12 protein-coding genes are annotated in these 13,796 nt (G+C 46.9%); 7 read left to right on the top strand and 5 right to left on the bottom strand.

Translation table 11 applies throughout. The features are described 5' to 3' along the window. Positions 1 to 118: 118 nt before the first annotated feature. From CIK88_RS09640 to CIK88_RS09625, 3 genes are all read left to right on the top strand, one after another. Positions 119 to 901 carry a ZIP family metal transporter gene (locus tag CIK88_RS09640; RefSeq protein WP_094436136.1) on the top strand — a complete coding sequence of 261 codons (783 nt, stop codon included), beginning with the start codon at positions 119 to 121 and terminating at the stop codon, positions 899 to 901. Between the two features lie 387 nt (positions 902 to 1,288). Then, positions 1,289 to 1,858 carry a methylated-DNA--[protein]-cysteine S-methyltransferase gene (locus tag CIK88_RS09630; RefSeq protein ID WP_094436132.1) on the top strand — a complete coding sequence of 190 codons (570 nt, stop codon included), beginning with the start codon at positions 1,289 to 1,291 and terminating at the stop codon, positions 1,856 to 1,858. Between the two features lie 103 nt (positions 1,859 to 1,961). Continuing rightward, positions 1,962 to 3,311: an NAD(P)-dependent oxidoreductase gene (locus tag CIK88_RS09625; protein ID WP_094390053.1), complete on the top strand. Its 1,350-nt coding sequence runs from the start codon at positions 1,962 to 1,964 to the stop codon at positions 3,309 to 3,311. 89 nt (positions 3,312 to 3,400) lie between these two features. Here the strand turns inward: CIK88_RS09625 and CIK88_RS09620 are convergent, their stop codons facing one another. The 3 genes from CIK88_RS09620 to trxA are packed head-to-tail and all read right to left on the bottom strand — an operon-like array spanning position 3,401 to position 7,131. Then, positions 3,401 to 4,327 carry a LysR substrate-binding domain-containing protein gene (locus CIK88_RS09620; protein ID WP_094390052.1) on the bottom strand — a complete coding sequence of 309 codons (927 nt, stop codon included), beginning with the start codon at positions 4,325 to 4,327 and terminating at the stop codon, positions 3,401 to 3,403. Positions 4,328 to 4,334: 7 nt separating this feature from the next. Continuing rightward, complete coding sequence (locus CIK88_RS09615; RefSeq protein WP_094390051.1) at positions 4,335 to 6,818, bottom strand: FAD-dependent oxidoreductase; 2,484 nt, start codon at positions 6,816 to 6,818, stop codon at positions 4,335 to 4,337. A gap of 16 nt (positions 6,819 to 6,834) precedes the next feature. After that, positions 6,835 to 7,131 carry a thioredoxin gene (gene trxA / locus CIK88_RS09610; protein WP_094390050.1) on the bottom strand — a complete coding sequence of 99 codons (297 nt, stop codon included), beginning with the start codon at positions 7,129 to 7,131 and terminating at the stop codon, positions 6,835 to 6,837. Between the two features lie 223 nt (positions 7,132 to 7,354). Here trxA and CIK88_RS09605 point away from each other — a divergent pair, with 223 nt between their 5' ends. The 3 genes from CIK88_RS09605 (at position 7,355) to CIK88_RS09595 (ending at position 10,451) form a co-directional block, all read left to right on the top strand. Next, on the top strand, positions 7,355 to 7,816 hold the full coding sequence (locus CIK88_RS09605) for a peroxiredoxin (RefSeq protein ID WP_094390070.1): 462 nt from the start codon (positions 7,355 to 7,357) through the stop codon (positions 7,814 to 7,816). A 53-nt stretch (positions 7,817 to 7,869) separates the two neighbouring features. Next, positions 7,870 to 8,442, top strand: a complete 573-nt coding sequence (locus CIK88_RS09600; RefSeq protein ID WP_094436130.1) for a 2'-5' RNA ligase family protein — start codon at positions 7,870 to 7,872, stop codon at positions 8,440 to 8,442. Positions 8,443 to 8,813: 371 nt separating this feature from the next. Further along, positions 8,814 to 10,451, top strand: coding sequence for an ABC-F family ATP-binding cassette domain-containing protein (locus tag CIK88_RS09595; RefSeq protein ID WP_094436128.1), 1,638 nt, complete (start codon positions 8,814 to 8,816; stop codon positions 10,449 to 10,451). A 273-nt stretch (positions 10,452 to 10,724) separates the two neighbouring features. Here the strand turns inward: CIK88_RS09595 and mtgA are convergent, their stop codons facing one another. Together mtgA and CIK88_RS09585 are read right to left on the bottom strand one after the other, a co-directional pair. Then, on the bottom strand, positions 10,725 to 11,450 hold the full coding sequence (mtgA, locus tag CIK88_RS09590) for a monofunctional biosynthetic peptidoglycan transglycosylase (protein WP_094436126.1): 726 nt from the start codon (positions 11,448 to 11,450) through the stop codon (positions 10,725 to 10,727). Further along, positions 11,451 to 12,116, bottom strand: coding sequence for an OmpA family protein (locus tag CIK88_RS09585; RefSeq protein ID WP_094390046.1), 666 nt, complete (start codon positions 12,114 to 12,116; stop codon positions 11,451 to 11,453). It lies immediately after the preceding gene. A gap of 132 nt (positions 12,117 to 12,248) precedes the next feature. Between CIK88_RS09585 and proS the strand changes: the two genes are divergently transcribed. After that, positions 12,249 to 13,727 (top strand): proline--tRNA ligase, encoded by a 1,479-nt coding sequence (proS, locus tag CIK88_RS09580; RefSeq protein WP_094390045.1) that lies wholly within the window; start codon positions 12,249 to 12,251, stop codon positions 13,725 to 13,727. The last annotated feature ends 69 nt before the right edge of the window (positions 13,728 to 13,796 follow it).

Below are 13,796 nucleotides of genomic sequence, written 5' to 3'. Positions count from 1 at the left end.
AATGCTGCCAAGTGAATTCAAACTTTTGATGTCAAGATGACGAATGGAAAATCTCGAACACATCCCGAACACATCCCGACACGATCGGAAATAAAAACAAACGAAGATGATGACAGAAATGACAATAACAATAATCATAGGACTGCTGATTCCGCTATTAGGAACAATGGTCGGTTCGGCATTCGTATTCTTTATGAAAGACGAAATGTCTGACCGACTGCAAAAGTCGCTGTTGGGCTTTGCCTCTGGCGTAATGGTAGCTGCTTCCGTATGGTCTTTGCTCATCCCAGCTATGGATATGGAGGCAGGCTGTGGCAAATGGTCGGTAGTGCCTGCTGCTGTGGGATTTCTAATGGGTATCGGTTTCTTGCTACTTATCGACGAACTGACGCCACACCAACACCTCGGTACCGACAAGCCTGAGGGTATCAAGTCACACTTGTCAAAGACAATCATGCTTGCCCTTGCCGTAACCATCCATAACCTGCCTGAAGGAATGGCTGTGGGTGTGGTGTTTGCAGGTGCAGAAAACAGTTCCGCCCATATTTCCTTAGCTGGCGCTGTTTCCATGGCAATAGGTATTGCCATTCAAAACATCCCTGAAGGCGCCATCATCTCTATGCCTATGCGAGCGGCAGGCAACAGCCGATGGAAGTCGTTTATGTTAGGTTCGCTTAGTGGAGCGGTCGAGCCGGTTGGAGCCGTTGCCGTTCTGTTGCTTGCCTCACTCATCATGCCTGCCCTACCCTATATGCTTGCTTTTGCAGCAGGAGCCATGGTCTATGTGGTAGTGGAAGAACTGATTCCAGAGGCATCCCACGGCGAGCATAGCAACCGCAGCACCATTGGCTTCGCCATCGGTTTCGTACTGATGATGGTGCTTGATGTTGTGATGGGATAGCAAAGCGAGAACATATCTCCACCATCCTCGACGAATACGGCTGTTTGCGAAACGTGTGGGGAAGTTAAGGGAAGTTAGGGAAGTAAGAGAGAAGTTAAGGGACAAATGTCCTACGTCTTACGGCAAAAGGCTATTGTCTCTTAACTTCCCGAACGACCGCAGGGAGTGATAACTTCCATTTTATGGCACCTTTTCTCGCCATGACAGAATTAAAGCGAGCTTTATTCTGCTCATTTGGCTTAACGAAAACGTTCCATTTTATGGCACCTTTTCTCGCCATGACAGAATTAAAGCGAGCTTTATTCTGCTCATTTGGCTTAACGAAAACGTTCTTTAACTTCAATCAATTCCATCAGTTGCGAAACTTGAATAAAATAACAGGAATACATGCCACTGATCAGCATCCAATATTACAACTCGCCATGCGGTAAACTCGTCTTGGCATCCATGGCAGGCGAACTGTGCCTTTGCGACTGGAACGCGAATCCTTGTGCCGAGCGCAACCTGCATCGGCTAACAGAGAGCATGGGTGCCTCTTTCAAGACAGAAGCCACCTCGGTCTTGGAAGAGACCAAAAAGCAACTCGATGAATATTTTGCAGGCCGTCGCCAGACCTTCGACATCCCGTTGCGTCCCATAGGCACAGACTTTCAACATCGCGTATGGAGCGCATTACTCCGCATCCCCTACGGAGAAACAAGGAGTTACAAGGATATTGCGCAAACCGTCGGGCGTCCCCAAGCCGTCAGAGCCGTGGCAGGGGCTATTGGGGCAAACGGCATCAGCATCCTCATCCCCTGCCATCGCGTCATAGGCAGCAACCACAGCCTGACAGGATTTGCAGGAGGCCTGGAAGCAAAGCGCATGTTGTTGGAGATGGAGCACAGACGCGTGACGGACGCACCTTCCCAAGATTTACCGAGATTCAGGCTTAGCGCTCAGAAAAACTGGCCATAGAAGGCTAAAAAAGCACGTGACTGTGTAGAACTTGAAAAAAATACATTATCTTTGCAGAAAGTTTGCACAGTTCTCTGTTGCGACAGAAGAAACAAACGAAAATATGGAAACAGAAAACAAATCATTTCAAGAAGTTAACGAGGGCTACACCATGCTTGAGGCTATCAACGAGGCTAAACGCTGCCTGCATTGCAAAGTGCCTCAATGCAAGAAAGGATGTCCTATAAGTCATGATATTCCTGACTGGATTCACGAGTTGTCGATGGGTAACCTCGGCAATGCCATGAACATCATCAACAACAAGAGTAATCTGCCTTCCGTTTGCGGTCGGGTGTGTCCTCACGAAAAGCAATGTGAAGGACACTGTGTGCTCAACAAGAGGGGCGAAGGCATTCGCGTGGGCAAACTGGAGAGGTTTATTGCCGACTTCGACGGCAATATGAGTCTTATCCGCGAGAACCTATTGCCAAAGACGAGAGGTAAGATAGCCGTTATCGGTTCTGGCCCTGCCGGACTGACCATTGCCGGCGACATGGCCCGACAGGGCTTCAATGTTGAAATTTTTGAGATGGAACCAGAACCGGGAGGGGTACTGATGTTTGGCATTCCTGAATATCGCCTGCCCAAGGAAATCGTACGCCGTGAGATTAAGAAGATAGAAGAGCTGGGTGTGGTGTTCCATTGCAACACCACCGTAGGCAAGGGTGATCTGACCATCGAGAAACTCTTTGAAATGGGCTATGATGCCATTTTCATGGGCACAGGAACGGGCGTGCCTAAGAAACTCCACATCCCCGGCAGCAATCTTAAGGGCGTGCGCCAGGCTATATGGTTTTTGCGGCGCGTCAGCCTCTACAACGAGGGCAACCTTAGCCGAGAGGAAGTGGTGGTGCATGAAGGCAACCGCGTATTTGTGATAGGTTGTGGAAATACTGCCATGGATGCTGCCAGAACGGCAGTACGCATAGGAGCGAGCCACGTGGAAGTGGTTTATCACCGTACCGTCAACGAGATGAGTGCACTCCGCTCGGAGTATGAGGATGCCGTGGCAGAAGGTGTGAAATTCAGTTGGCAATCGAGCATCGTGGAGATTCACGATGATAATGGAACGCTCAACGAGGTGGTTATCGAATCCAATGGCGAGCGCCGCACTGAGAAGGCCGATTTCGTCATCATGGCGGTTGGCTCTGCCCCTGCAAGTAGAATTGTATCTACCACGACGGGTATCGACGTAGATGAACGCGGCTACGTCCTGACTCGTGAAAAACCGTATGGCATGACTACCCGCAAAGGGGTGTTTGCCGGTGGCGACGTGGTAAACCGCCCTTCAACTGTTGTTCTCGCCATGCGCGATGCAAAACGTGTGGCTGAGGGCATGGCACAATATGTTGATGCTGTGAAACTCATAGAGGCTGTAAATGAAAAGGGCGAGATGAAGAAACCTGAAGTTTAGGATGCTTTTTCATCGTCAGCATAACGGTCATACTCCAAGAATCGCTGCTGTGGATTCTTGGAGTATTTTTTTAGATCAGACTTTTTTTATCACAGTCTTATACCATACTTCGCTATTCTCTCGCTGAGCATTCCCTTGGGCATGAATTCCATCAGAGCATCTGTAACGGTATTGAGCATTTGCTCGCGGATATAGTCTTCTTTGACATACAAAGAAACACGCCGTTGGGAGAGACAGTTGCCTTCTATCGGGCGCACATTCTTACGCTGCTGCTCGGTAAGAAGCGGCAGATGCATCTCTGGAATGATGGTGAATCCTCCATTCGCATCCACGATATGTACCAACGTGGTGATGCTGCCTGCTTCATAGATATGATTGCCCTTGTTTCGGGCCTTGCAGAAGGAGAAAGCGCTGTCACGCAAACATTGTGCATCCTTCATGATCCACATGTTCTCGTGTTCCAGATTTTCGGGTTTGAAAACCGGCAGTTTCCGCCAGCAACTTTCGGCAAGATAGACCATGAATTTCTCGGTATAGAGAGGTATTTCAAGGATTCCTTCACACCCATTGTCCGAAATAGCGATACCGGCATCCAGTTCGCCTCGTAAAAGCGATTCTACCATGAAATTCGCCTTCATTTCCTGAATCGACAATTCTACAGCGGGAAACAGTTCCCGATAGTGTTTGATGAATTGGGGCAGGATATACGGGGCTATGGTAGGGCCTACAGCAAGAGCAAATCTTCCCCCTATCGTCCCCTTGTCTTCGTTGATGATTTCTCCTATGCGTTCAACTTCCATGAGTGCTTTTTCTGCCTGTTGGATAATCTTTGCTCCGGCAGTTGTCGGAGCTACAGACTTGTTGGAACGTTGAAAGATGCGGATATCCAGTTCCTCTTCAAGTTTCTGAAGCATAGCACTTAGCGTAGGCTGCGACACATGACACGACTCAGCCGCCTTCGCAAAATTGCGAAAGCGGTTGACGGCTATGATATATCTAAGCTGTTGTATGTTCATCGTTCTGTCATATAAAGAGGTTTACATTGGCTTGGTCGGCTCGTTCCATATAACTGGCAACGCCTCCTATGGTGACATTGTCGAGCAATTCCTCACGGTTCACCCCCATGACGTCCATCGACATCTGACAGGCAATAAACTCCACACCGTTGTCGATGGCTTGCTGCCGAAGCGACTCCAGCGAATCAACACCTTTCTTTTCCATCAGATAGCGCATCATCTTGGCACCTATGCCCATCATGTTCATTTTCGACAGCGCCAACTTGGAGGAGTCTTTAGGCAGCATCCAACCAAACATCCGTCCGAAGATGTCCTTCTTCACCCGAGGCTTATGGGCTTTTTTGATGGCGTTAAGTCCCCAAAAGGTAAAAAAGATACTCACCTTCTTTCCTGTAGCTGCTGCGCCATTGGCAAGTACAAACGTGGCGAGCGTTTTATCTAAGTCATCGCTAAACAGGATCAAGGTCTTGCCCATATCATGGGGATGCGGTCTGCTGGCTTCTATTGCACAGGGAGTGGTCTTTTCTATTATGGCTATATAGACACCGGATTCAGACCTCTTACCCAAAAATTTATTGCCTGTTGTACGACACCATGCCTCGGCATCACGTGGAAAGGCGGCGTCCGTGGCACGTACCTCCAACTGTTGACCGGCATTCAGCCCGTCCATCGCCTGCTTCATCTTCATGATGGGTCCCGGACATTGAATACCGCACGCGTCAACCTTGACGACGGAAGAACCGGCAGCGCACGATGAGTTCTCTGTTTGCCCTTCTGCTATTTCAGAGCTCATCTTGTCTGTTTCATCAAAGCCATCTGGCGTTTCGATTGTTGCTGTTGCTGCCTTATAGGTTTTCAGACCGCCTATCAGATTGCGAACAACCTTATAACCATTAGCCTTAAGGATATTGGAAGCCAGATAACCGCGTAATCCTACCCCACAGAACAACCATACAGGTCGGTCGTTAGGAATTTCAGAGAGTCTTTCTCTCATATCGTCCAAAGGAATATTGACGGCTCCGGAGATTGTTCCCAGCGCATACTCGTCTGGAGTACGCACGTCAACTAATGTCACCTTGGTGATGTCTGCCTCTTTCAACTCGCGCCAATAGAGCGGCGTCATTTTATCGGTCAGAATATTACCAGCTACATAGCCAGAAATGGCAACAGGATCTTTTGCCGACGAGAATGGCGGAGCGTAAGCATGCTCTAAGCGGGTGAGATCTCTCACGGTCGCCCCATTCTTGATAGCCATTGCATATTCGTCGATGCGCTTATCCACGCCATCATACCCAACAATCTGAGCACCATAGAGTTTTCCATTTTCAGGAGAGAAGGTAATTTTGATATCCATCTGCAGACTGCCTGGATAATAACCGGCATGTGCACCATTATGAATGGTGGCAGAGAGATAGGGAATATCCATCTGTTTGAGTCGTTTGGCAGGAAGGCCGGTTAATGCGACGGTAAGATCGAATACTTTGGCGATGGCAGTTCCTATAGCCCCTTCATATTTCTCTTTATTACCCAAAACCATATTGTCTGCAACAATACGCGCCTGACGGTTGGCAGGTCCTGCAAGGAAGTTAAGCCATGGCTTACCGGTAATAGGATGTGGAAACTCTATGGCGTCGCCCACGGCATAGATATTCTCGTCAGAAGTCTGAAGGTATTCATCTACCCAGATACCCCGCATTTCACCCAACCTCAATCCCGCAGCTTGAGCCAGACGTGTTTCTGCACGCACGCCGATGCTTAAGAGCACCATATCAGCCTTGAGGCGAATGCCAGACTTGAAATGTACCGTCAGTTCTTCACCCTCACGCGAGAATCCTTCAACGGCCTGTTTCAGATATAGTTTCACATTCTGTTGTTGTAAGTGATCATGTACCAGCGACGCCATGGAATAGTCAATAGGTGACATCACCTGATCAGCCATTTCCACTACCGCCACTTGGGCACCTGCATGGTTCAGGTTTTCCGCCATCTCCAGTCCGATAAATCCACCTCCTACAATAACAGCACGCTTCACTTGATGACTGTTCATATACGCCTTGATACGGTCGGTATCGTTGACATTTCTCAAAGTGAAGATGCCTTCACTGTCTATACCTTGCAAAGGTGGTACAACGGGCGACGCTCCAGGAGAGAGCAATAGTTTGTCGTATGTTTCGGTATAGTCTTTTCCATCCGCTGTATGTATGGTAACCTGCTTTGCAGCAGTATCAATAGCCGTTACCTCGCTCAGCGTACGTACGTCGATATTGAAACGTTTGCCGAACGCTTCGGGAGTCTGTACAAACAAACGGTCGCGCTCATCAATCACGCCTCCTATATAATAGGGCAGTCCACAGTTGGCATAGGAGATGTATGCCCCTTTGTCGAAAAGGATGATTTCTGCATCTTCCGTCATACGTCGGATGCGTGCTGCAGCAGTCGCGCCTCCTGCCACTCCTCCTACTATAATATATTTTTTCTTGTTTGCTGTCATCGTCAATAGTATTTTTTTATTGAAATTGTGCAATCACTCGTTTAAGTTCGCTTGATGGCATGGCTCCACTCTGCCGCCATTTCATCTCTCCTTCTTTGAAGATCATAAGCGTAGGAACCGACTGTATGCGCATCTGCATGGCAACGGCTTCATTCTTATCCACATCTACTTTGACGATGCGAATGCTGTCGCCTAATTCTTTCTTGAGCTGTTCCAATACGGGGTGCATCATTCTGCAAGGACCGCACCATGTTGCGTAAAAATCCACCAGAGTCAACTGACTACTTTGGATGATGTCTGAAAGTTTTTCCATATCGTTATTGTTTTTATTTGTTTTCGATTTGATGTTGCAAAGATAGGCAATCTTTTATAGATAAACAAACTTATATATCTATATTACGATAGATAATAACTATCAATAATCAAAAAAATCCATAAATATGATTGGTCGTTATGAATAATATATTTATCTTTGCAGGCGAATGGCATTTGTATTACCATTGCCAAGAAATAACAATCTAAAAAAACATACCATTATGACTATCGGAGACAAAATACCGGAGGTGCTTGGTATAGACCAAGACGGACGTGAGATTAAGGCAAGTGACTATCGTGGCCGCAAAATTGTGCTTTACAGTTACCCCAAAGCCAATACCAGCGGATGTACCGCCGAAGCCTGTTCCTTGCAGTCGCACAAGGCGGAGCTGGCGGCAGCCGGTTACGAGATTATCGGCGTGAGCAAAGACAAACAAGCCTTGCAGAAAAAGTTTGCTGATACCCAAGGGTTACAGTTTCCACTTATTGCCGATACAGAGACCACCTTATTGCAGGAACTCGGTTGTTGGGGCGAGAAGGTTGCTTGTGGCAGAAAGACCATCGGCATTCTCCGCACCACTTACCTCGTAAATGAAGAAGGCGTTATCGAGAAAATCTTCACTCCAAAGGAAATCAAAACCAAAATCCATGCTGAGCAGATCTTGGACTACATCAACAAATAACAATTTGTATTCAAGTCCAACATAGTTAGGAAGAATAAAACCGAACACTCTCCATGGCTCGCATATTCATAGCAATACGTTTCGACGATGAGTTAAAAAAGACTCTTGTCGCCTTACAACAGACATTAAAGGCGAAAGGAGTTGCAGGAAACTATTGTTCGTATGGTAATCTCCACATGACGCTTGCATTCATAGGTGAAAGCGTTTTCGTTAAGCCAAAGGAGCAGAATAAAGCTTGCTTTGATTCTGCCAAAGAGAAATGCCAAAAGACAAAGTCCATGGATGTACTGCCTGAAATTCACAAAGCCGTGAGCGAAGTGGAGTTTGAACCTTTCATCATGACCTTAGGCAAACTTGGAACATTTTCTACAAAAAACGGGGTTATCTGGTGTGGGATAAAGGAGAGCGAACCAATCACAACTATTGCCAATAAGCTGCGCGAACGTCTCTCTGCAAATGGCATATCTTATAGTTCCCTGGCTTTTTCCCCACATATTTCCTTGGTTCAACATCCCACACAAATCATAACTGACATAGAGGTTCCCGAAGTCTCTATAAAGGTAGAAAGAATCTTCGTCATGAAATCCGAGCGTATCAATGGTGAACTCATATACTCGGAACTATGAGACGTCGAATCGTAAGTATTGCATAAGAAACTGTATCGGCTGCATGCGTTGTGTTTCCGTTTGTCTTGCCCATGCAAGAGGGATTGGCGAGCGTCTAAACCAATTGACTGCATTTCTTGCCCCGCTTTGTTGCGAAAGGAAGAAAAACGAATTGTTCATTTAATGACATTCAGCTTTCGTAAGATTTATATAAGGATTTTGTCGTCTTTTACCTTCGGGATGCGTTAATTCTACATCATCGATTTCTGTTTACAACCTTTTTTTCGTAACTTTGCAACTTTGTTGATAACAAACTGTATCAGCACATGACCGCAAACAGACCCGATATTCTGTTTTTGCAACGTTTTTCACTATAACCACAAGAAAGAAATATGATTACTGTTGATGGATTGACCGTCGAATTTGGCGGAACCACCCTATTCAAAGACATCTCCTTCCAAATCAACGAGAAGGACCGTATTGCCCTGATGGGAAAAAATGGCGCAGGAAAGAGTACTCTGCTCAAAATTATTGCTGGGGTACGCACAGCAACAAGAGGTACCGTTTCGGCACCAAAAGACTGCGTCATTGCCTATCTACCACAGCATCTGATGACTGAAGACGGACGAACCGTGTTTGACGAAACCTGCCAGGCATTTGCTCATCTTCATGAGATTCAGGCGGAAATAGACCGCATCAATAACGAACTCACTACACGTACTGACTACGAGAGTGACGAATACATGCAACTCATCGAGAAGGTTTCGACACTATCAGAAAAGTTCTACGCCATAGATATGAGCCACTTTGAAGAGGATGTGGAGAAAACACTCCTCGGTCTTGGATTCGAGCGTTCTGACTTCAACCGCCCTACCAGCGAGTTCTCCGGAGGCTGGCGTATGCGCATCGAACTGGCAAAACTGTTGCTCAAATCACCAGACGTTCTTCTCCTTGACGAGCCTACCAACCACCTCGACATAGAATCTATCGGCTGGCTTGAGGACTTTATTTGCAATAGTTCTAAAGCGGTGATTGTCATCAGCCACGACCGCAAATTCGTGGACAACATCACCACCCGAACCATTGAGGTGACCATGGGACGCATCTATGACTACAAAGCTACTTACAGCCACTATCTGGAACTGCGTAAAGAGCGCCGCGAACAGCAAATGAAGAAATATGAGGAACAGCAGAAAATGATTGCCGAGACCAAAGACTTCATCGAACGTTTCAAAGGTACCTATTCCAAAACCTTCCAAGTGCAGAGTCGGGTAAAGATGCTTGAAAAACTGGAACTCATCGAAGTGGATGAAGAAGACACCAGCCATCTGCGCCTGAAATTCCCACCAAGTCCTCGAAGCGGCGCCTACCCTGTACAAATGAGCGATGTAGCCATGGCGTTCGACGACAAAAAGGTTTTCAGCGGAGTGAACCTTACCGTGGAACGTGGCGACAAGATTGCTTTCGTGGGGCGAAACGGAGAGGGTAAATCAACATTGGTGAAGTGCATCATGGGGCAACTGAAAAATGAAGGGAAACTTCAGCTCGGCCACAACGTACAGATTGGCTATTTCGCCCAAAACCAAGCATCGCTACTCGATGGTGAACTTACCGTTTTCCAGACTATTGACGATGTGGCTAAAGGTGAAATACGCAACAAGATACGAGACTTCCTCGGCGCCTTTATGTTTGGCGGAGAAGATTCTACCAAGAAAGTAAAAGTGCTCTCAGGTGGAGAACGCACACGTCTTGCCATCCTCAAACTCTTGTTGGAACCCGTCAACCTGCTAATCCTCGACGAGCCCACCAACCACCTTGACCTCAAGACCAAAGATGTGCTCAAGCAAGCACTTCAAGACTTTGATGGCACACTCATCGTTGTCAGCCACGACCGCGACTTCCTTGATGGCCTTGTCAGCAAAGTCTATGAATTCGGTCATGGTCGCGTACGCGAACACTTATGTGGCATCTACGAGTTCCTTGAGTCCAAAAAGATGGAAAGTTTGCAGGAATTGGAAAAGAAACAATAGTGCATTATGCGAAAATAGTTTGCCAACGCAGCACATCACAATCAATATTGTCACTTTTTCTTTACATATCAATATGATTTCATATTACACCGTTCCTCATACATCTTAATATAGATAAGTCCGTGGCATTTCCCAAGTAAGTCTGATGCAACTCCCACGTAAGTCCCAATAAACATACGGACGACATGGGAGACAGAGAGGAAACAGATAAGAGAAACAAAAAAACTCCCTGTCGATTTCCGACAAGGAGAATATCATATTGCAAAGCAATAATCATTTATCGGGCAACGTCTTTACAAACCTCATTTCACGCAAAATGCGCCCCTGACGTTTTCGTAGATAAGGACCAGGATCAGCAGAATTGTATTTGCGCGGATTGGGTAACGAACCGGCAATAAGAGCACACTCCGACTTTGTCAAATCGGCAGCTGACTTATGGAAATGCCACTCTGCCACAGCACTCGCACCATAAATTCCATCACCCATTTCTATAGAGTTTAGATAGACCTCCATAATGCGCTCTTTAGACCATACCAACTCAATAAGCGCGGTAAAATAGACCTCAAAACCCTTACGTATCCACGAACGGCCAGGCCAAAGAAAAACATTCTTAGCGGTCTGTTGTGAGATAGTAGAGGCACCAAGTTTGCGCTTTTCGGGATGACTGATATTACGCATGGCAGCATACTCTATGGCTCGATAGTCAAAACCATGATGGTCAAGAAAACGAGCATCCTCACCTGCCATAACTGCCTTGGGAAGTGAAGGGGAAATATCCTCAAGAGGCACCCAACGATGGCGCAACACCAATTCATGCCCCTGTCCTGCCTGTTGGAAAAGACGGATAAACATGAGCGGAGTAAACCAAACAGGCACCCAACGCAACACGACAACAGAAAGAATAGTGGAAACGAAAAACGTTGCCACTATCCATAATAACACTTTTCTTATCTTCTGCAAAACAAGAGTTTTAGTCTGCGATACTGTAAGTTTGCCCATTTAGTTTGCCTGTTGTGCCTGCTGAATAGTCTTCTGACTGGCGTACATATATACCTCTACTCGACGATTGAGCTTACGACCTTCAGCAGTACTATTATCTGCTACAGGATTAGTAGAACCCTGGCCTTCAATACGCTTAATCTGAGCGGATTTTACACCACAAGACAGGAGATAACTATTAACACTCTGAGCACGACTGACAGACAACGGCTGGTTAATACCATCGTTACCCGTATTATCGGTATGACCAATGATGGCAATATCGAGGTCAGCATTATTATTAAGCACCTTAGAGAACTGTGCCAGCGAGTTTTTGGCACTCTGACTGAGTTCGGCCTTGTTGGTGGCAAAAAGAATAGCTGAGTCAAACGACACCTTGACAGCATCGAGTCCATTGGTATCTTTCACAGTTTCAACCTGAGCATTTTTTACCTGGGCAGCCTCAGCCTTCACCTTATCCATACGTTTGCCGATAATCGCTCCTGTTCCTGCACCTACTGCGGCTCCGATAGCTGCGCCAACAGCAGTATTTCCTGCAATTTTTCCGATTATACCTCCAAGCACAGCACCACCTCCAGCGCCAATACCTGCTCCTTTCTGCATGTTATTGCACCCTGTAAAGAGCATGCCAAAGCAGAGTGCAAGCGAAATAGCCTTGATTTTCATTCTTTTGTGTTTTTTGTTACGTGAATACTTATTAAATTGATGCAAAGGTAGAAAAAAATATCATTAATGAATTATGAATTATGAATTATTTAGTAACTTTGCACCAAATTTTAGATTTCTACAAGTATTTTTATGGCAAAAGAACTTAAAGAGCTGACAAAAAGAGCAGACAACTACAGCCAGTGGTACAACGACCTTGTGGTCAAGGCCGACCTGGCCGAGCAATCAGCCGTGCGTGGATGCATGGTGATCAAACCTTACGGCTATGCTATCTGGGAAAAGATGCAACAGCAACTGGACAAGATGTTTAAGGAAACTGGCGCACAGAACGCCTATTTCCCTCTGTTGATACCAAAATCATTCCTTAGCCGCGAAGCCGAACACGTAGAAGGCTTTGCCAAGGAATGCGCCGTGGTGACCCACTATCGCTTGCGCGCCAAAGAAGACAAAAGTGGCGTAGAAGTAGATCCAGCTGCAAAACTGGAGGAAGAACTCATCGTACGTCCTACCTCAGAAACCATCATTTGGAACACATACAAAAACTGGATTCACTCATGGCGCGACCTGCCTTTGATGTGCAACCAGTGGTGTAACGTAATGAGATGGGAAATGCGCACACGCCCATTCCTCCGTACCTCAGAATTTCTGTGGCAAGAAGGTCACACCGCCCATGCCACCAAAGAAGAAGCAGAACAAGAAGCACAGAAAATGCTGGCTGTTTATGCAAAATTTGCAGAAGAATGGATGGCTGTACCCGTATTGCAGGGTGTAAAGAGCGAAACAGAGCGCTTTGCAGGTGCACTCGACACCTATACCATCGAGGCCATGATGCAAGACGGAAAGGCACTGCAAAGCGGTACTTCACACTTCCTCGGGCAGAACTTCGCCAAGGCCTTCGACGTCACCTATCTTAATAAAGAGAACAAACCGGAATATGTCTGGGCCACCTCATGGGGCGTTTCTACCCGACTCATCGGTGCTCTCATCATGACTCACTCAGATGACAACGGTTTGGTATTACCTCCAAAACTGGCCCCTATCCAGGTGGTCATCGTACCTATCTCAAAAGGAGACGATTTGAAACACATCAGCGAACGTCTGCAACCCGTCATCGACGAACTGCGTTCAAAAGGCATCAGCGTGAAATATGATGACTCGGACAACAAGCGTCCCGGCTTCAAGTTTGCCGACTACGAACTTAAAGGTGTACCTGTACGCCTCGTAATGGGTGCTCGCGACTTAGAGAACGGCACCATCGAAGTGATGCGCCGCGATACTTTGGAGAAAGAAACACACTCCATCGACGGCATCGCTCAGCATGTAGAGCAGTTGTTGGAAGACATCCAGAAGAACATCTTCGAGAAAGCACGCTCATGGCGCGACTCACGCGTTTATGAATGCGACAACTACGAGGAGTTTAAGGAACGCGTGAAAGACGGAGGTTTCTTCCTCTGCCACTGGGACGGCACCGCCGAGACCGAGGCAAAGATCAAAGAAGAAACTCAGGCCACCATTCGCTGCGTACCTTTTGCCTACGAGCAGACTCCGGGCATAGATATGGTCAGCGGTAAGCCTTCAAAAGCACGCGTCATCATCGCCAGAAGCTACTAAGCAAAAAAAAAACGAGAAAACCGCAATAAAAACCGCGCAGACTCACAAAGGAACCACGTAAATACGTGA

Origin of the sequence: Prevotella sp. P5-50 (genome assembly GCF_002251295.1) — a bacterium.
Classification (GTDB): Bacteria; Bacteroidota; Bacteroidia; order Bacteroidales; family Bacteroidaceae; genus Prevotella.
This window is presented reverse-complemented; position numbering and strand designations above follow the sequence as displayed.